Annotated in this window: 17 protein-coding genes and 1 pseudogene; 14 read left to right on the top strand and 4 right to left on the bottom strand. The window is 59.5% G+C overall.

Annotated elements, in window-relative coordinates:
- Nucleotides 1-183: 183 nt before the first annotated feature.
- Nucleotides 184-912: a hypothetical protein gene (locus ACKAMS_RS24405; RefSeq protein WP_408989674.1), complete on the bottom strand. Its 729-nt coding sequence runs from the start codon at nucleotides 910-912 to the stop codon at nucleotides 184-186.
- A gap of 873 nt (nucleotides 913-1,785) precedes the next feature.
- Between ACKAMS_RS24405 and ACKAMS_RS24400 the strand changes: the two genes are divergently transcribed.
- The 14 genes from ACKAMS_RS24400 to ACKAMS_RS24335 all read left to right on the top strand — a co-directional run bounded on the left by ACKAMS_RS24400 (nucleotide 1,786) and on the right by ACKAMS_RS24335 (nucleotide 15,414).
- Nucleotides 1,786-2,286 (top strand): hypothetical protein, encoded by a 501-nt coding sequence (locus tag ACKAMS_RS24400; RefSeq protein WP_408989673.1) that lies wholly within the window; start codon nucleotides 1,786-1,788, stop codon nucleotides 2,284-2,286.
- A 5-nt stretch (nucleotides 2,287-2,291) separates the two neighbouring features.
- Nucleotides 2,292-2,999 carry an SAF domain-containing protein gene (locus ACKAMS_RS24395; protein ID WP_135000657.1) on the top strand — a complete coding sequence of 236 codons (708 nt, stop codon included), beginning with the start codon at nucleotides 2,292-2,294 and terminating at the stop codon, nucleotides 2,997-2,999.
- 490 nt (nucleotides 3,000-3,489) lie between these two features.
- Nucleotides 3,490-3,840, top strand: a complete 351-nt coding sequence (locus tag ACKAMS_RS24390) for a hypothetical protein (RefSeq protein ID WP_144245828.1) — start codon at nucleotides 3,490-3,492, stop codon at nucleotides 3,838-3,840.
- Nucleotides 3,837-5,528, top strand: a complete 1,692-nt coding sequence (locus ACKAMS_RS24385) for a CpaF family protein (protein WP_219468990.1) — start codon at nucleotides 3,837-3,839, stop codon at nucleotides 5,526-5,528. Before ACKAMS_RS24390 ends, ACKAMS_RS24385 begins: the two co-directional genes overlap by 4 nt.
- Nucleotides 5,528-6,415: a type II secretion system F family protein gene (locus ACKAMS_RS24380; protein WP_011133360.1), complete on the top strand. Its 888-nt coding sequence runs from the start codon at nucleotides 5,528-5,530 to the stop codon at nucleotides 6,413-6,415. The genes ACKAMS_RS24385 and ACKAMS_RS24380 overlap by 1 nt, the downstream gene beginning before the upstream one ends.
- Nucleotides 6,412-7,314, top strand: coding sequence for a type II secretion system F family protein (locus tag ACKAMS_RS24375; protein ID WP_011133361.1), 903 nt, complete (start codon nucleotides 6,412-6,414; stop codon nucleotides 7,312-7,314). Before ACKAMS_RS24380 ends, ACKAMS_RS24375 begins: the two co-directional genes overlap by 4 nt.
- Nucleotides 7,315-7,541: 227 nt before the next feature.
- A complete protein-coding gene (locus ACKAMS_RS24370) occupies nucleotides 7,542-7,775 on the top strand; it encodes a hypothetical protein (protein WP_046380340.1) in 234 nt (77 codons plus the stop codon).
- Between the two features lie 107 nt (nucleotides 7,776-7,882).
- Entirely contained in the window at nucleotides 7,883-8,029 is a 147-nt protein-coding gene (locus ACKAMS_RS24365; RefSeq protein ID WP_156525103.1) for a hypothetical protein, read from the top strand.
- Nucleotides 8,030-8,055: 26 nt separating this feature from the next.
- Entirely contained in the window at nucleotides 8,056-8,481 is a 426-nt protein-coding gene (locus tag ACKAMS_RS24360) for a TadE family protein (RefSeq protein ID WP_046380341.1), read from the top strand.
- Nucleotides 8,482-8,875: 394 nt separating this feature from the next.
- A complete protein-coding gene (locus ACKAMS_RS24355) occupies nucleotides 8,876-9,331 on the top strand; it encodes a TadE/TadG family type IV pilus assembly protein (protein ID WP_408989672.1) in 456 nt (151 codons plus the stop codon).
- Complete coding sequence (locus ACKAMS_RS24350; RefSeq protein ID WP_011133365.1) at nucleotides 9,328-9,783, top strand: pilus assembly protein TadG-related protein; 456 nt, start codon at nucleotides 9,328-9,330, stop codon at nucleotides 9,781-9,783. The genes ACKAMS_RS24355 and ACKAMS_RS24350 overlap by 4 nt, the downstream gene beginning before the upstream one ends.
- A 94-nt stretch (nucleotides 9,784-9,877) precedes the next feature.
- Nucleotides 9,878-13,672: a LysM peptidoglycan-binding domain-containing protein gene (locus ACKAMS_RS24345; protein WP_408989671.1), complete on the top strand. Its 3,795-nt coding sequence runs from the start codon at nucleotides 9,878-9,880 to the stop codon at nucleotides 13,670-13,672.
- A gap of 118 nt (nucleotides 13,673-13,790) precedes the next feature.
- A complete protein-coding gene (locus ACKAMS_RS24340) occupies nucleotides 13,791-14,414 on the top strand; it encodes a hypothetical protein (protein WP_232252752.1) in 624 nt (207 codons plus the stop codon).
- Between the two features lie 490 nt (nucleotides 14,415-14,904).
- Nucleotides 14,905-15,414: a hypothetical protein gene (locus tag ACKAMS_RS24335; RefSeq protein WP_230793574.1), complete on the top strand. Its 510-nt coding sequence runs from the start codon at nucleotides 14,905-14,907 to the stop codon at nucleotides 15,412-15,414.
- A gap of 67 nt (nucleotides 15,415-15,481) precedes the next feature.
- Here the strand turns inward: ACKAMS_RS24335 and ACKAMS_RS24330 are convergent, their stop codons facing one another.
- From ACKAMS_RS24330 to ACKAMS_RS24320, 3 genes and pseudogenes are all read right to left on the bottom strand, one after another.
- Complete coding sequence (locus ACKAMS_RS24330; RefSeq protein ID WP_307846834.1) at nucleotides 15,482-15,811, bottom strand: DUF559 domain-containing protein; 330 nt, start codon at nucleotides 15,809-15,811, stop codon at nucleotides 15,482-15,484.
- 147 nt (nucleotides 15,812-15,958) lie between these two features.
- Nucleotides 15,959-17,779: pseudogene (locus ACKAMS_RS24325) on the bottom strand (zinc-ribbon domain-containing protein); the annotation flags it as partial.
- A 58-nt stretch (nucleotides 17,780-17,837) separates the two neighbouring features.
- Nucleotides 17,838-18,575, bottom strand: coding sequence for a hypothetical protein (locus ACKAMS_RS24320; protein WP_408989670.1), 738 nt, complete (start codon nucleotides 18,573-18,575; stop codon nucleotides 17,838-17,840).
- Between the last annotated feature and the right edge of the window lie 74 nt (nucleotides 18,576-18,649).

Below are 18,649 nucleotides of genomic sequence, written 5' to 3'. Positions count from 1 at the left end.
CACGACGGGAGAAAGATCCTAAGACGTCACAGCCGTAGTCGGGCCGAATTCAACCAAAATCGGCCCAGATATCTGGCAGGCATGCCACCGCCGTCCAACACGGGCACGATTTCGCCCTTTCCCTGAACAGCGGAATTTGTGCCATAAACGGCGGTATAAAGGCGTTTGAACGGCGGTTATGTCCTAGATACTTAATGGGGAGAACTGCTGGCGTGGTGCGCGACGGGGATCTCCAGCTGGGCCGCGCTCGTGCCTCTGACTGTTGATCCGATTGCTGAGGCCGACCTCGGTCGTCGTATGCAACGCGTGAAGCAGATCTGATGTGTGGACGTGCGGCTGTAGCTCGACGACAAGGTCAACGAGTGTGTCCTCGAGGAGCTCTTCAGCAGCTCGATAGAGCTTCCACAGCTGGGCTAGTTCCCATGCAAGAAGTAGGGGGCTGGCGAAGAAGAATCCAGCACACATCTTCCGGATCCTGCGCACTTGAGGATTGCTGAATTGGCCTGCAATACGAGGGTCGCCCCAACGTGCAAAGTACGAGCTGGCGGAGCAGTCCACAGCGCTGAGATCTAGCAGTGCGGCGACGCCTTCCCAACCACTCGTTCCTAAGCCGTTTCTTGCCTCCTGGAGGGCAAGGCCGAGTGCCCGCTGACACGTTGTTGTGTACTCGGAAAGTGCGAGGCGATATACCTCAAGTTCACGCAGATCGGCCACCGTTCGGAAGTCTTGACGTCCTCCGGTGAATTCGGTCGCAACCAGCAGGGCTTCGGTGCCGTCCCAGCGGAACTTGGATTGCTTGTATACCTGCCGATGCCATGCCAGATCATCGATCCAGTGCGCAGGTTCCATGCGCGTCGAACCTAGCGGCAGGGGCATGCCAACAATGATCGCAGCATTATGGGTCTCTGTCACGAGGAGTGCAGGGGGAGGAGTCGGCCATGGGTGAGTAGTCGACATGCAGTCAATCGAATGTCGGCGGGCGACAAGATGGATTGCAGAAGGCAACCGGCGGGGGAGTGAAAGTGAGATGTTCGCTCACCTGGCGCCAAGATAGTCGAGTAGTAGTGGGCAATTGGTGAATAGATGGTGGGCACTTGGTGGCTCTGTGGCGAGGCCCCCGTTTGCGGCGATACGGGACGCATATGGGCGCCCGGCGGCCTCATGGGGGCCGAGTGAGGGCAAGAGGCAGGTGTGAATGGCAGGGTCGGCGTTTCGCTGGCCCGAAAGCAGTCGCCTTCTTCACTGCGGCTGTAGGAGAACCCGATACCGACCGAATAGGGACCGAAGTCCCTTCTGTGTGAATTCGTATGCGGTTATAGAACTTTCAACAACATTCCGTGGAGCCGGGTCGCGTCTATGTCGCGATATTGAGGGCTCAAAGTTCGGCGAGAGGGGGTTCGTGCAGGGTCAAATCGCAGTAGTTGTGACGGACATTACACAGGTAACAAAACCCCGTCCTACCACCGTCTTGCCAGCAGTTTGTGTTCTGCTACGAACCGCGCGGTTTATTATCACTGTCGGATAACCGCAGGTCAGATTAGTGTCCTTGCGAAGGTTTACCCGCTTTGCGCCATTTCCCTGTGTTCGGTGGGTGACTGACGTGTTCGTGATGTAACTGCCCGCCGCTATACCTAGTCGTGCGGCACAAGGTCGGAGCCGCGCGACACACGGCCGAAGCGATAGGCGGATAAAGATGATTGTGCGATCAGGATGTGTTCACGCGCCTCAGGGGCAGCCTGAGCGTCTTTCATTGCCCGCCCAGGGAGTCAGTCGAGGCGGAGTGCAATGAGCGCTCCACGGGCAACTGAGCAGACACTCGCCCAGGGCGTCTCTATGGTGCGACGCCGGCACGAATCTCTCGAAGCCGATTTCGCAGCACCAGCGAGCGCTACTGATCCGCCGCCCGAGGACGACGATCTCGTCGATCCTGTCGTTTCGTCGAATGTCCATCTGCCCACTGCAATTGCGACGCAGCTAGCAGAAGCACGAACCGTACGTCGTCTGACCAACGGCGAGTTCATCATCGCAGCGATCGAAGCGACCCACGACCGGCTCAACGACTTCATCCACCCGGGGGGTGTAGTGGGTGGCCGACTTTTCAAGGCCAGGGGAGTGGGATCGACATCGCCGTCCAAAGTTCCGACCACGCCTGTTGCCTACTCCCTTCGCGCTTCCGACTTCGAAGTGCTCGATGAGCTGAAGAAGGATTTTGCCGCTCGATCCAGAAGCCAACTCATCACTGCGGCACTCACAGCGCACTTCCAGCTTGAGAACGAAAAGGACTGAAACCCATGGTTTTCGAAAAAATCCGCACCACAGCAAAGTCCAAAGCCATCGGGGAAGACGTTGATCCGGACAACCCGACTGTTCGACGGACTTCCGACTTCACCGCGACTTCGAGGACCAAAGTTCGTCGCCGACCGGTATTCCTCGCGGCCGGGATCGCACTGGTAGTCGTGTTCGTCATCGGCGCTGTAGCTCTGGTTAACGGAATGCGTCAAGTGACGAATGTGCTGGTGGTGTCACAGGACATCGCACAAGGGCAACAGATCACCTCACAAGACCTTACGACCAAACAAGTCAACGCCGATGCTGGAATCGCCTCCGTCGCAGTAGAAGACAAAGCCACCGTGGTCGGACAGGTTGCAGCCGTGCCAATTCCGAGCGGAACCGTCCTTAATCCCAACGCGGTCACTTCTGCCGTTATCCCCACCAAAGGCCTGACATTGGTCGGTGTCACCGTCAGCTACGCGAAACTGCCCGCTGAGCCGCTCCGCGCCGGCGACATGGTGCGCATCGTCGACACACCCCGCGACCAAGATGACTCCCCAGTCCAGGGCCCCATCACCAGCAAAGCGCAGGTTGTTTCCACCACTCTCATCGAGGCGACACAGGAAACCACTGTGGACGTGCTGGTGCAGGCGGACGAGGCGTCATGGGTATCAGCTCGCGCAGCGACACGACGTGTCGCGATCGTGCTCGACACCAGAGAGAAGTAGTCAGATGTTCGTCGTACTCGCCTCGGCAACCGGGGCTCCCGGTGTCTCGACGACCGCTCTTGGGCTCGCTCTTAGCTGCGAAAACAGCGGCGTACTTTACGTCGAAGCGGATCCCGTCGGCGGATCGCCGCTCCACAGTGGATATTTCAAAGGAGCTATGCGCCGAGGACCCTGCTCCCTGATCAACCTCGTAGAGCCTGCGCGCCATGGAAAGTTTGGCGAATCGTTCAGTGCCCAGTCGCTGAACATCCCAGAAACCAATGTGTGGGCCGTACCGGGTCTACGCACCGCGTCTCAAGCTAATTCCATGGCAACTACCTGGGGACCTCTCGGTGCTCACCTTCGTGCAATCGACAGGCGCGGCGCCACAGTAGTTGTCGATGGCGGACGTCTCGGACATCGATCAGGACCGCACGATTTGATAACACAATCCGATCTGATTCTTGTGGTAACTCGTACGAGTCCAACGGCTTTGGGATCACTCAAAGGCGTGCTCGATCAGCTGCGTGCGCAGCTGCGCGCCGTCCGGTCACCGGCTGCTATCGGGCTGGTGGTGATCGAAGACAAGTACTACAGCGCTTCGGAAATCGGCAAGGCGCTTGGCGTCGACGTCGCCTTTACTCTGCCTGATTCGCCCAAACACGCGAAAATCTTCTCGGAGGGGCACGAGCTCACAAAGTTTCAGCGAACCCAGTCCCGTTATCTCCGGAACCTCGAAAGCGCGTGGCCAAAGATGCAGGCCTACATCGAAGAACACCGTCCCGAATGGGTGAATCCTTCCCGGCATCAGCCCCTTCCCGGCAGTCAGCCTGCTCCCGCATCCATTGGAGATCCCTCATGACCGATCGGAACGAACAGGACCCTGCACGTATACCGCTGTGGCTAGTCCTCAACGAGGTCGACGAATCCGATGCCTTGGCTATCGACCATCAAAGCGCGTCGGACGTGCGTGGCGTGGACAGCGGTGAGTCCCACCATCTCGACTCAACCGGCGCGCTTCACACGCAGCATCGAAGTAACAGCGCGGCCGCCAGCCTCCTCAGCGCAGCAGGGCATGGCAATGCCGTACCCACGGCAACAATGTCCGAGCCGGCATGGACGCCGCCTCCTGCCGCTAGCGAGATCGTCAAATCTATCGACTCCGCAGGTAGCGCGGTTGCGTACCGACGCCTCGTACGCAAGCTCGTAGACGAAGCCTCGCAGGAACTCAGTCAGGTCGTCGCTGCCCGCAAGCACGACGTCGAGTCAGACGAGACCGCCGATACCCTCCTGCCCTATACGCAGGAAGAAGAGCAACACAAGGGTCGGGAGATCATCGCCGACAAGGTCAAGCGGCACATCACGTTCGGAATCGAAAGCGGATCCGGGGCGATCGATGCCGGCGCTGAGAAGCAGCTCGCGCAAGACGTCTACAACACGATCTTCGGTCTGGGTCCCTTGCAAGTCCTCGTCGACGACCCGACGATCGAAAATATCCTTCTGACCGGCACGAGGGTCGTGGTCATGTATCCGGATGGGCGGCTTCAGAAGCGTCCAAAGATTTTCGATTCCGACGAGGAACTCATCGACTGGTTGATCAACCTCGGACAGCGATCTGAGGGCGGCGGACGCACCTTCGCCGTCAACAACCCGCATTTGAGATTGAACCTCCCAGGCAATATTCGCCTCTCCGCGATGGCGTGGACAGTCCCCGAACCACACGTGGCGATCCGCCTGCACCGCCTCAAGGACATCACTCTCGACACTCTCGTCGGATACAAAGTGATGCCAGACCTCCTCGCGAACCTGTTGGCAGCGATGGTCATCGGCGGTGCATCGATCGTGACTTCAGGTCCCATGGGCTCCGGAAAGACAACCCTCACCAGAGCGCTCGCGAACGCCTTGCCGCTCGAAACCCGTATCGGCACAGCCGAAACCGAACGAGAGCTCTTCCTCCACGAGATGCCCGGACGAGAAGACTTCATCGTGCCGGCCGAGGTGATCACAGGTGGCGGTGAACGCGACTCTACGACCAACGAATTCAAGGGCGCCACCGACCTGTCCGCCATCCTCTATGCCTTCGTGCGCATGCAACTCGAACGAGTCATCGTCGGCGAGGTCGCCGGCAAGGAGATCATCGCCATGTTCAAAGCGATGCAGATGGCGAAAGGCTCGCTGTCCACCACACACGCTGACGATGCTAAGGGTGCGATCAACCGATTGGTTACCGTCGCACTCGAAGCCGGCGTGACCGAGCGCTACGCCATTCGCCAGGTGGCTGCCCATATCAACCTGATCGTCCAGCTCGACACTGCCTATTCCACCAACGACGCCGGCGAGCGCGTGCACACCCGCTACATCAGCGAAATCATCTGGATTGAGCCAGGTGAGGACGGAATGCCCGCGGTCTCGACAATCTACGAAGGAATCCCTGGCGGCACAGGCGAATACGGGACATTGCCGCCGAAACTTCGTCGCAAAGTCATCGAGGGCGGATTCCCTGAACAGAGCATCCCGCGCCACTCACTCAGATTCGAGGAAGGGTACTGATGTACACATTGCTCGCAATCCTTCTCGTTCTGGTCCTCCTCGGAGGAATCGCGCTCATCTACAACGGATGGAAAGACAGGAGGGACCCCACCGCCCCACAGCGACATCGCCGATCCCCGATAAAGATCAGCAGGAGAAACAAGATCCTGCTCGTCGCCGGGGTACTCGTCGGCGGTTTGACCTGGATGGTCAGTGGTTGGTTCATCGCGCTGCCGCTCGGACCCGTGATCTTCGTGGGCCTGCCGTTCCTACTCGGGAAACCAGCCGCCGAAGGGGAAATCGCGCGCCTGAATGCAATGGAAGAGTGGGTGCGCAACCTGAGCGGTGTGCTGGCCGTGGGAACTGGAATAGAACAGGCGATCATCGCGACGCACAAGGCAATGCCCGAAGCGCTCACCACCGAAATCAGTCGACTCATCCAACGCCTACGCACCAACACCCCGATCATCGACGCGCTTCGCGGTTTCGCTGACGATCTGGACGACGCCACAGGAGACCTGATCGTCGGATCACTCATTCAAAGCGCCGCCATCCGAGGATCCGGTCTGACGGCAGTGCTCGATCGACTCTCGAGGTCGGTGGCCGAAGATGTCCGGAACAGACGAGCCGTCGAAGCAGCACGAAAAGGCAGTCGGACTACTGCTCGGTGGGTCACCATCATCACCATCGGATTCACCGTCGGCCTGTTCCTTTTCACCGACTACATGACCTTCTACAAAACTCCTGCGGGACAGCTCATTTTCCTCGTTCAAATCGCAGGTTTCATCGCGTGCCTGTTATGGATGAAGAAGCTCATCCAACCGCCGAAACTGTCGAGATTCCTCGGAACAACCCGGCAGAACTCGAGCGCGAAAAGTGAGAGCTTCATCGAAGGAGTCCTGTCATGACGTTCCAAATTCAAGCGGCCCTGCTGGCGATCGTTCTTTGCGTCGGACTGATCTGCCTTTTTCTCCGATTCGCCCCGGCGCAGGCGTCGCTCTCCGATGTCCTCGACAACCTTGGCGCGCACCGATCGAACGAGGCCCCCGACGAAGCCTTCGACGACGACTCCATCCGTGGGAAGGTCGGAACGCGACTTTTGCCGTACACCACAGACTCCACGATCCTCAGAATCCCGCGATCGGATCTGGCGATACTCAAGATCGGGATTCCGTACTTCCTCGGCGACAAGGTCCTCTCTGCGCTCGTCGGATTGTTGTTCTTCCCTGCACTGAACCTGATGCTCACAGCCCTCGGACACGGGCTTCCCTGGGGGATTCCGACAATCCTTTCGATCGCCGTCGCCGGAGTTCTCTTCATCACCCCCGATATCGATGTCCGCAAAAAGGCAGCCGCCGCCCGCGAGGAGTTCAGCCGCTCTCTCGGCGCCTACATCGAGTTCGTGGCACTCAACCGCACAGGAGGCGTCGGTGCTGTGCAGAGCCTCGAACGTGCAGCTGCCGTTGGAGATTCCTGGGTCTTCCGACGGCTCGACGAAGAGCTCATGCGGGCTCAACGTTCTGGTCAGGCTCCGTGGGATACCCTCACCCGCATTTCCGGGGAACTCGAATTGCCCGACCTCGCCGACCTTGCGGACATCATGACTCTGACAGGCGAACAGGGAGCGTCAGTCGCAGTCACACTCAGCGCCCGAGCATCTGCGCTTCGCAACGCTCAACTCTCCGATGAACTCGGCAAGGCCGGATCGGCAACGGAGAAGATCCAAGCACCGCTTGCCGTCCTCGGAATCATTTTCATGGCAATGCTATTTATCCCTGCTCTGTCCAACATTGTTCTCGGTTCATAGCCATGGCAACTCTTCAATTACCTACTGAAGGCCGTAACCGCGACCAGAACGCAAACGCTCCACCAGCACATACCCACTCTACGAGCAGTACCTGCCATCACCCCCGAGATAACCTGCAAACGCCAAGTTTCTGTCCTTCTGAAAAAAGTTTTACTCGGACGGTCACAGCGGCACACGAACCGCACCTCTTCTCCAGTAGAGGGCAAAAACAAACAGGAGGACCAAAAATGATCAACAATTTCGCCCACCGTGCTCAGCGCGCAACCACCGTCACAACACTTGCCGGCATCGCGATGATCACAGGCTTCCTCGATCGAGCAGGTGGAACCGCCAAACGACGTTCGGATCGTGGTGGAACGCTCGAACAGGTCATCATCTGGGCTGGCGTCGCGGCCCTCGCAATCGCGGCAATCGCTTACATCGGTCCCGTTGTCATGCGCTACCTCAACCAAATTCAGTAAACGAGGCGTACAGGGGTGGATCGTCGACAGCCTCCTGACATGACGATCCACCCCTCGCCAACGAAACTCGAATCTCCTGATCAGGCGATATAGAAGGGCGCGCTGCGATGACTCTCACTAACCGCCACCGGCACAACGACGGAGGCAACATCCTTCGCTTCTGGATCGTCTCCGCCGCAGTATGTCTCTTTGCCCTATTCGTCTTGATACAACTCGGCCCGACGGTGCAGAAATACCTCGCGACCATCGTCTGACAACGCACCACAGAAGGAGGGGCACTATGCAGCCATCCACGGCAACACCACTCGCGCGCTTGCGATCTCAGCTCAGCAGCGACCGTGGTGGCGTTCTTGAAACTGTCATCATCTGGCCGGTCGTGCTCCTACTGTTCTTCGGTGCCGTCCAAGGAGCCCTCTATTTTCATGCGCGCAACGTCGCGATGAAAGCTGGTGAGGAAGGTCTTCGCCAAGCGCGATCCCAGTTCGGCACATCGGCGGCCGGCACAGCGGCCGCGTACGGATTCATCACGCAGACAGGAGCGACGGTACTTCGTGGTCCTGCCGTCTCCGTGACACGCAACCAGCGCGAGGCCACCATCCGAATTGTCGGACAGCCGATTTCACTCATCCCATTCCTGAACCTGACCGTCAACATCGATCAGAGCGCTCCGGTCGAACGCGTTACCAACCCGGGAGACCCCTGGTGAGCGGCCACCGTCCGGAAACAGACCAGGCAACGGAATCCATCAGGCCCCGTGGAGGAGAGGTCACCGCAATGACGGACTCAGAGCGATCCGGGAACGGAAAGACGACCGACGACCGAAGTCACCTGAACCTTATAGAAGCAACCGTTGTGGTCCTGTTTGCCATAGCCGGCACGGCTGCCTTCTACTTCTTCATCCAAGACCCAACGATCATTTTGCAATTCGGAAGCCCGTTGATCCCATGAACACAACATTTCCGACGAGCGGAGAAACCTATGACGAGAACACGCAGAAACCGGCTCCTCACGGCCGCGGCCCTCGCGCTCTTTCTCCTAGTCCTTGGGGTAACGACCGGATTCGACCCCGACATCCTCTTCCTCTACCGACCCATACCGTATTGAGCGCACTGACCAACCTGCGCAGACGAATACACGCCAACGACCGCGGCGCCGAAACCCTCGAGCTCGTCATCATGACGCCCGTAGTCCTGCTGCTGATCGCGATCATCATCGTTGGCGGGATGGTCACCATGGCCCACCAAAAAGTGGAACACGCTGCAGCCGAAGCATCTCGATCAGCTTCCCTCGCCAGGACCATCTCTCAAGCTCCTACCAGTGCGAAGGAAGCGGCGACCTCAGATCTCGCGGCGAAGGGACTCGACTGCATCAACCTCTCGATCAGCACAGACACCAGCGGATTTCGTACCCGCCCCGGCGTGACAGCGACAGTGCGAACCACCGTGACGTGCGACGTCTCTCTCGACTCCCTCGGTCTCTTCGGGATCAGTGGAGTACGCACCATCCAGCACACAAGCTCCTCGCCGATTGACACCTACCGAGAGAGAGTCCGATGAACAACCTCATCGCGAAGCTCCGCAAGCCGGAAGACGATCGAGGATCGATCGTGCTCTGGACAGTGATTATTGCCTTCGGGCTGCTGCTTTGCCTCGGCCTCGTCGTCGACGGAGGTGGAAAGCTCCATGCCAAACAACAAGCCCAGCTGGTAGCAGAAGAGGCCGCACGCGCTGCTGGCCAAGCTGTCATCACCCCCCTCGCCGCCCGCGGTACGGCTGTGGTCGTCAACCCTGCAACTGCCATGATCGAAGCGCAAAAGTACTTGGCCGCAACCGACATCAAGGGTGTAGTCGTCCCAACCGGGCCCAACACCCTCCTGATCACCACAACAGCTCACTACACGCCGAAAGTCCTCGGGCTCATAGGTATAGGCGAACAAACGGTCGTCGGAACAGCGCACGTGAACCTCAACCGCACCAACACGGGCGCCGGAGCGATCGGCGCCCCATGAGCGAACTCGGGATCCGGACCCACAACACCGCTCATCAGAGCCTCGATGGCGCAACTTCTTCAATTATTTTCCGTACGAGCGAGAGGACCCCGACGTGAATGTCGCCGCAGCCCGCCTCAAAGGCCTGCTCTACCTCATCACCCTCCTCGCGCTCACTGCCGGAATCCCGTTCGCGCTCTATACATTCGCCGGAAACCCCCTCGCCGGCGTTACCAGCCTGACCTTCGACGCAATCAAAGAAGCACTCACCACCCAAGACGACGGAACGCTCTTCCTCTCTGCACTGACAATCATCGGTTGGATCGCCTGGGCCACCTTCGCCTACTCGATCATCATCGAACTCGCTGCAGCGCTTCGCGGTGTCAAAGTCAGACGCATCAAAGGACTTCAATTCCAACAGCACTCGGCAGCGATACTCGTGAGTGGCGCACTCCTACTGATCACCGCTGGCGCAGCAACAGCCACCCCCGCTGCCGACATCCTTGGCCCCAACCACGCTTCACCGACCTCGATCAGCGCACCCGCGTTCTTCAACGACGCTCAAACCCAGTCCCCGCAACAGAGCGCCCCTTCCTGGACGAAAACCCCAGCGCAGCCACCAGCCGGGACAACCATCGTCACTGAATCCGGCGACACACTATGGGGCCTCGCCGAGCGTCATCTCGGAGACGGAACACGCTATCCGGAAATACAGTCACTCAACCAGAACGCAATCCCAGACGAAGCCTGGATCGACGCAGGCATCACACTGACATTGCCCACCGCCCCCGAGAAGCAACTAGACGGCGCCTACACGGTCAAGGCAGGGGACACACTGTGGGACCTCGCTGAAACGTATCTGGGTGACGGCTCCCGCTACCCCGAAATTCACGGCGCCACCGGACCACTGACCACCGACGTGATCCAAATCGGCCAACAGCTCTTTCTGACGCCCGCCGCCACCGGTGCAGAAGTAGCTCCACCCGCACCATCGCCAAACTCTGCTGCAGAGACGCCAGCGGCGGAATCGTCCGCACCCACTCCAGAGATTGCACCCGAACTTGTCCCTGAGCCCGCACCACAACCAGCACCCGAGTTGGTGCCGGACGTCGCGGTGTCTCCCACTGCCGCGGCTCCGGAGGCTCCTACTGCGGCAGCTCCGGAAACTCCGGAGGTGCCCGTTTCGTCTGCTCCGTCCGAGGTAGCGGGGGAGCAGTCGCCGTTGATGGTTCCGGATGTTCCGGAGTTGCAGGAGCTGGTGCCCGGTGGCGATGAGATGGCTCAGGCTGAAGCGCGCGCTGCGGAGGAAGCTGCCGCGCGGATCTTCGGTATCGAGATCCCCGGTGCTCCCGCTGCAGAGGCGGCGGAGCCTTCGGTGGCTGAAGCGCCGGCGACAGAGCCCGCCCCCCAACCTGCTCCGCCGGTATCTGTTGACGTACCCGCCCCCAGCGAGGCTCCTGACGTCGCCCCAGCGCCAGCACCGGCCATCGACGAGAACTCAGCCCCCGCCTCGGCCCCCACCGCTCCTGGTGCCCCCGACTCAACCATTTCGCAATCCGAGCAGTTCAACACACCGGAAATCGCACCAGAACTTACGCCAGAACCAACACCAGAGACCGGCGCGCAACAGGCCACACCCGCAGACACCCAAGCCCCTGAAACGCTCGTCCCTCTGAATACCACCGCCGCACAACTGCCGGAAAACGCGGCAGCAACCACAGCCCTCACCTCGACCGACAACGCCCAGGACAGCAAAACCGTCATGGGACTGTCCGCACTCGCCGGCATCTCTCTTCTCGCCGGCGTTGGGCTCTTCCGTCGACGCCAGCAGAATCGCAGGCGCCGTGGTGAACGCATTCCAATGCCCAAGGAGTCGACAGCACTTGTCGAGCAGCAGATTCGTGAGATCGCGGACCCTTCCCTCCTCGACCTCCTCGACAAAGCACTCCGCGACGTCGCCGACATCTGCCGCACCAACTCCATCCCACTACCCGCGCTACTCGGAGTCTTCCTTCACGACCGCAGCATCGAACTCGCGCTCGTAGACGACATCGAACTACCCGCCCCATGGCAACGCGACGCCGAGACGTCGGCCTGGACCATCACCGCCGACGACGAACTCGAACCCCCACTCACCACCGTCAGCCCCTACCCAGCCCTGGTGGAAATCGGCGAAATCGAAGGCGGATCCAGACTCCTCCTCAACCTCGAACAGCTTTCCCACCTCGGAATCGCAGCCCCCACAGCAGAGGCCCGCGACATCATCCGAGCGCTCGCAGTGTTCCTCGTCTTCTCCCCGCTCGGCGACAACCTCAAACTCACCCTCGTGGGCACAGGCGAAGCCCTCGCCCGCCCGAACACCGACGGATCAGCACTGATCGAATACGCCCCAACCGCCGACGCAGTCCTCGAACGACTCGCCCGCCACACACGAACCGACGCACAAGCCCTCGCAGACAACGGAATCGACGACATCGCGCACGCCCGTATCGAATACACCGACAGTGCCATCACCAATCCCGAAATCATCCTGCTGTCCGAACCCCTGACACCCGCACAACGCGAAATCTTCGACAACATCCTCGCCAACGCACCACGAGTCGCGTTCGCCGCGGTCACCGCTGCAGACGACCCCACAGCAGACTGGACACTGACCACCGGAACCGACGGATCCGCCACACTGCGCCGCCCAGGCAGACCCGCGTTCGACCTCACACCCGCACGCATCTCCGAAGCAGAATTCGACGCAATCATCGACGTCCTCGAAACAGCAGACGCCGACCCCATCGCCGACGCCGCTTCCCAGAACGACCCATGGACAGCGGAAGCCTTCGACGACCGCATCGCAGAAGCAACATCGGTCGACGACCTCCTACCCCACCAGGCGCCGACCGTCCACATTCTCGCAACAGAACCGAACTTCGACACCGCAACAACCGAATTCGACGACGAAGCCGACACCGAAACCCTCACCTACCTCGACCCCGCCGACGAATCATCGATCAACAACACACCAGACACCGCAGAAAACACGCCACCCTTCGCGATGGCAATCGCGCCGACACCAGACAACACACTCTCCGTCGACGAACACATCTGGATCCACGTCCTCGGGACCCCACGCGTGACAGCACTCAACGAAGGATCCGACGTCGGCCGACGACCCCACCTCACCGAACTCGCAGCCCTCATCGCCACCCACCCACACCCCGGGGTCCGCGGACCCCAAGTAGACGAAAAGATCTGGCCCAAGCAGACATACGCAGACCTCAGCTTCTCCGAACAAACCACAAAACGCACCGCCCGCCGAAACACCGCCTTCACCAGACTCCGCAACTTCCTCGGCGAAACCGCCACCGGAGACCTCGCATTCCCCAAGGTCTTCGACAACACCGGCAACACCCCATACCGCCTCGACGACACCGTCCACACCGACTGGGACATCTGGAACAACCTCATCGGAGGACACCCCGCCACCGCCGACCACAACGAACTGACCACAGCCGTCGCCCTCGTGGAAGGCGCCCCATTCGCCACGAAGAAAGCGCCCGCACGATACGGCTGGGCAGAAGAACTGCGCCAGAACATGATCGCCGAAGTCACCGACGCCATCGAAGAACTCTCCGCACGTCACCTACAAGAAGGCGACACGCGCATCGCCCTTGAACTCGCTCAAAAAGGTCTCGAGGTCGACGAATACCACGAAGGGCTCTGGCGACTCGCGATCATCGCAACCCACGGCAGCGACGACATCACCGCCACACAAGGCCTCATCGACACACTGCTCACCAAACTCGCAGAACTCGACGTCGACCCCAACGAGCAGACAGCTGAACTACTGCAAATACTCGACGACTTCCACGACACAACAGGTGAGCGCCCCTACCGAATCACCCAGAGAGCATCCTGATGCGAACCAACAGACCAAGAGAGCCCAACAACTGGACATGCGAAAGTGTGACGTCCAGCCGATACGCTCCGAACAACACCGATAGGGCTCCCGAACCGGCAGCCCCGAAGGGGGAACCATGACACACAACATCTTCCGCAAGACGGCAGCTTTGACGTTTGGACTCGTCACAGCCACCGCCATTGTCTCTGCATGCGGAACAGACGGCGACACTTACGATCCCGCTCCCACGTCAACACAACAGCCGGTCCTGACGGGGCCGGAGGGATCGCTCAAGTCACCAGAACAACAGGCAACAGAAGCCGCAACCGCGAAGATCAACGAGTTTTACGCAGTTCTCGCAAGCATCCAAAATGATCCAGCGGTTGATATCAATAGATTGGATGGTGTCGCGGTCGACCCGGTGTTGTCGGGGATCAAGGGGGACATCACGACACAGCGATCGAAGGGAGTCGTCGGTTCGGGTGCGATCACAGTCCTAGATACTTCGGTGACGAAGCAGGAAGCACCAAAGGACGCAGATGGGAACCCCATTGCTGGCGAGGCTTTCGTGGAGATGCGGACATGCGTAGATATCTCCGCACTGAGTTCGACTTTGCCTGACGGAACGAGCGCGCTAAGTCCGAATCGCGCTCCGGAGCTCGCGAAGTTCACCGTCAGAAACTCAGCATGGCCAGACGCGAGTGGCTGGCGAATTGCAAGCCAACCAACGAAGCCAGGTACATCCTGTGACTCGCCATAACTTCACCAAACACTCCACGAATCCAGAACTTTCAGCCGAATTAGGAGGTGTTCAGTTGAGCATGTCAAGAGCTTTCCGTCGCTCCTCAGCGGCGATGTTCAGTATCGTTGTTTGGATGAGCATGATGCTCGTAACTCAGTCATCGGCCTACGCGGCTCCAGGTGATTCGTGGGGCGGTGGTGCAGTCGGAGGCAATACGGTCACCGCAGGTGGCGGCTACATTTCCGTCCCCTCCGGAGGAGGTGCTTCAGGCGCGGCCCCGGGGATGCAAACAGGTGGTGGCGGAGCGGGTGGAGCAGGAGCGGCCGGCGGTGGTAGCGGAGCGGGCGGCGGCGGTGCAGGAGCGAGTGGCGGCGGTGCCGCTCCCGCAAATAGCGGCCCTCCGGTTCTGCAACGCAACAGTTGCAGCAACCTCCGAAACAACTGTGCCCCAGCGCCTGCTGCACCAGGAATTGATGTCCCGCCCACCCCGGTATCCCTAGCGGAGGTGATGAACATTGTTTCATCTGCGGTCTCAGCATTGCAGGTTGAGCCGATCGACATCGGAATCACGCCCGAGCCAACAAACACCGGAGAAAAAGTCGGTTTGGTCGGTTTCAATAGCTGGTTGTGGGTGAACAACCCTTCCGAGCGGACAACCGGGCCAATTAACCGTACGGTTACTACAGGAGTTGTCACCGTCAACCTGAATGCGGTGAACACAGGACTTGCAGTCAATTACGGAGATGGGTTACCGACTATCCCGCCGGTGTGCCCGGTCAATTCAATTCCGTATACCGATGTGGCGATGGATCTGCCGAGTCCGACCTGTAATCACTTCTTAGGCAAGTCTTCTCAGGGACAGCCCGGTGGGGTTTTCCGCCCGTCGGTCAGCTCGATTTGGGTAGTGTCGTGGTCGGCGATTACCCCTACGGCGAGCTTTGGCGGAACTATTCCGATCACTCCGACCGCTACCACTGAGGTTCGGGTCGGAGAAATGCAGGTGTTGGTCACAAAGTGACAGGTTCGAACTGAGTCTCCGCGAGCAAGGCTTCCTTTTGTGCGGAAGAAGCACCGCCGCAGGGGAATTACTTGTCGGACAACGCGCTGTGCGCGTCGTCGATTTCCTTGAAAGCAGTCGGAATGAGGGATCGGAGCAGGACGCAGATCCGTTCGGCGACGACGTGAGCAGGCTCGTTGGGTCCACACTCGATGAATGGGACATCAAGCAGCGGAAGCCTTTCCTGTCGGGAACCGCGTTCGCGGATTCGCACAACGGTCCAGCCCAGATCTTCGAGCAGGCGGCATTTTCTCGTGTCGCTGTCGAACTTTTCTTTGTGCCAGTACCAGCCGTCGTACTCGATGACGATGCCCAGTTCGGTTGCGACAAAGTCGATGGGTATCGGGCAGCCGTCCACGCGACGTGGTCCGTCGTAGTCGTAGACCTTAAGTAGTGCGGCGATCTGTGTGCAGACCTCGCGTTCGCGTCGGGAGGTTCCTGCATTGCATCGGGGGCATCCAGCTCCTCCGTAAGCGCGGTTGGAGATTGTTGCTTTCCATGCGTGGTTCTTGTCGCATGTCCACCACGCTTTCGTTCCGCTTCCTGCTGAATATTCCGTTGGGGGAGCGGTGTTTCGGGTGGGGTGCCATTCCGCTGCGAGAACCGGTCGTGTTGTTGTGAGGTCGTTGAAACCGGCAAGAACTTTGTAGCCGGAGCAGATCGGGCATGAGCTCCCCGAGCTACGCCACTGAACAACTGCTTTCCACTGATGTTGGTGGGCGGTGCATATCCATAAGGCTTCGTGGTCGCTTCCGAATGTTACGGACTCTGGTGATCGGGTGTTGTCGGGGTGCCATTCGGGAATCAGGTGTGGGTGGGTGGTTGCGAGGTCGTTGAATCCCTGAAGTACTCGACGATTCGAGCAGTACGGGCAGTCTTGACCGCTCGATCGTGACTCCACGGGGGCTTGCCATTCGTGGCCTTCGTTGCATTGCCACCAGATCTTCTTTTTGCTTCCGATCGTTACTTCTGTCGGTTTTACGGTGTTTCGGGTTGGATGCCACTGGCTGGAAAGCTGTGGCATCACTGTTGCGAGGTCGTTGTATCCAGTGAGCACTGTTCGGTTAGTGCAGATGGGGCATCCGTAGCCGCCGCTGCTGCGATTGATGATTGTTGATTGCCATTCATGGCCGGAACTGCAGGCCCACCAAACCTTTTTGTTGCTGCCGGATGTGAAGTCGGTTGGGGTGAGAGGGTTTCGGGTGGAATGCCATTCTCGTGCGAGGTCGGGCCGTGTTGTTTGGAGGTCGTTGTAGCCAGGGAGTACGGCTTTTCCTGCGCAGAAGGGGCAACCTGTGCCCTTCTTTGTCCGACTGTTGACGGCCGCGCGCCATTCGTGTCCGATTTCGCACTGCCACCAGGCTTGCTGTGGGGTCCCGTTGCCGACTTGCGAGGGGGTTGTGGTGTTTTTCGTAGGGTGCCATTGGGACGCGATCAGCGGGCTTCGTGCGGCTAGGTCGTTGAAGCCGGCGAGCACTTGCCATCCGCCACAAACGGGGCACTTGGATCCCCTGCTGCGTCGCTCGACCGTTGCCTTCCACTCGTGTCCGAGTTTGCACAGCCACCAGGCGACCTTGTTGCTACCTGTTCCTACTTTGGTGGGGGCGGTGTCGTTGAGGGTTGGGTGCCACTGGGCTGCGAGGAGGGGATTTTGAGCGGCTAGGTCGTTGATCCCTACCTGAATGACTTTGTTGGTGCATACAGGGCACCCAGTCCCTCCTGATCTGCTGGAGATAGCTGCTTCCCAGGAATGCGATCGCTCGCACAGCCACCACACTTTCTTGTGGCTGCTGCGCGTGACCTCTTTGGGCCCGAGTGAATTGCGACTGGAATCCCATTGCGCAACGAGCTCAGGGGTAACTGTCGCGAGGTCATTGACACCGGGGATGAGTCGGCGTCCGCTGCAGAACGGGCACCGTGTCCCTCCGGACGTGCGGTTTGAGATGGCAGCTTCCCACTCGTGGCCCTTCGTGCACATCCACCACGCCTTCTTCGATGAGAAGGCCGAGACTTCAGACGGTTCGTTCGAGTTCTTGTTGGGATGCCACTGAGCCGCAATGTCCGGATTTTTCGTCGCTAAATCTGTTTCACCGGGTACCGCCCGTGATCCCGCACAGAATGGGCACCCGGTTCCACCCTTGCTGGTTCGGGTCGCGATCTTGCGTTGGAAAGAGTGGTTGCGCGCGCACAGCCACCACGCTCGAAACTGACTGTTTACATTGAACTCTGAGGCGCGGCGCTCATTGCGTTCGGTATCCCATTGCGCGGCGATCTCCGGTCGGAGTGTCGCGAGATCGGTTTGTCCGGGAACTACGCGAACTGTCATGTGCGGATCCTTGCGTAGAGGTACGACTGAATTTGGCTTCAGTCAGGGCGGGTGCTGCTTATCTCTTGCAGTTGGAGATGGCCAAATTCGGCTCCAGCCAGTCTGTTTCGGTGTCGATCGCAAGCGGTTCGCCGTAGATGTCGATGTGGCGGAGGTCTTGGTAGAGGTCCCAGCAGAAGTTCGGTTGGTCGTGGTGGGTGAGGTGTTGGTGCGCGGCCCAGGCGATGATGTTGGCCATTTGCGTGCCGGCGGAGGTGTGTGCGGGTGTGGCGGTCTCAAGGATTCGGTTAAGGCCCAATTTTGGGGGTGGGGGGAGTTCTGTTGTGGTGAAGAGGATTCCGAACTTGCCGTCGTCTGCGAGTCGAGTATTGATTTGTCGGAGGAGTGTGGTGTGGAGTGCGTCCTGCTCGGTCCTGTGGGTGTCGGGGGTGGTGCGGGTGTAGACGCTGCCGATGCGGATGTTCTGGTTACTGATGGTGTGGAGTGCGTTTGAGAGTGCACGTTGGCGGCGATGTTTGACGATTGAGCTTTCTGGTTCCACAGATCGAAGGATTTCGGTGTCGACCGGAATTCGATGGCGGTGGGTGACGTGTGCGCGAGTTTCGTCCCAGTCTTGTGTGACATGGGGCCAGTCGTCGGGAGTGGTTTCCAGCCACGCGATTGTGGCGAATCCGCTGGCAGATGTTCCGTGTTGACCAACATGGATCAGGCTGGGCGAGGTGAGCGACATCATTGTTGGCCTTGTCTGTGTAGGGATTTGAGTTTCGACGGTACGCCTATCGATGTGGCATGACAACAAATGTGGCCTATGAGCGTGGCATAGTTGCACGGTTGCAAGCAACCTTGGTTGGCCAACCCAGTGTCCATCGT

Source organism: Rhodococcus sp. 5A-K4, assembly GCF_046097995.1.
Lineage (GTDB): Bacteria > Actinomycetota > Actinomycetes > Mycobacteriales > Mycobacteriaceae > Rhodococcus_F > Rhodococcus_F erythropolis.
This window is presented reverse-complemented; position numbering and strand designations above follow the sequence as displayed.

Coding starts and splice junctions, on each gene's coding strand:
- ACKAMS_RS24400 (WP_408989673.1), top strand. CDS start 1,786: ATGAGCGCTCCACGGGCAACTGAGCAGACACTCGCCCAGGGCGTCTCT.
- ACKAMS_RS24385 (WP_219468990.1), top strand. CDS start 3,837: ATGACCGATCGGAACGAACAGGACCCTGCACGTATACCGCTGTGGCTA.
- ACKAMS_RS24370 (WP_046380340.1), top strand. CDS start 7,542: ATGATCAACAATTTCGCCCACCGTGCTCAGCGCGCAACCACCGTCACA.
- ACKAMS_RS24360 (WP_046380341.1), top strand. CDS start 8,056: ATGCAGCCATCCACGGCAACACCACTCGCGCGCTTGCGATCTCAGCTC.
- ACKAMS_RS24375 (WP_011133361.1), top strand. CDS start 6,412: ATGACGTTCCAAATTCAAGCGGCCCTGCTGGCGATCGTTCTTTGCGTC.
- ACKAMS_RS24395 (WP_135000657.1), top strand. CDS start 2,292: ATGGTTTTCGAAAAAATCCGCACCACAGCAAAGTCCAAAGCCATCGGG.
- ACKAMS_RS24350 (WP_011133365.1), top strand. CDS start 9,328: ATGAACAACCTCATCGCGAAGCTCCGCAAGCCGGAAGACGATCGAGGA.
- ACKAMS_RS24340 (WP_232252752.1), top strand. CDS start 13,791: ATGACACACAACATCTTCCGCAAGACGGCAGCTTTGACGTTTGGACTC.
- ACKAMS_RS24335 (WP_230793574.1), top strand. CDS start 14,905: ATGAACATTGTTTCATCTGCGGTCTCAGCATTGCAGGTTGAGCCGATC.
- ACKAMS_RS24380 (WP_011133360.1), top strand. CDS start 5,528: ATGTACACATTGCTCGCAATCCTTCTCGTTCTGGTCCTCCTCGGAGGA.
- ACKAMS_RS24365 (WP_156525103.1), top strand. CDS start 7,883: ATGACTCTCACTAACCGCCACCGGCACAACGACGGAGGCAACATCCTT.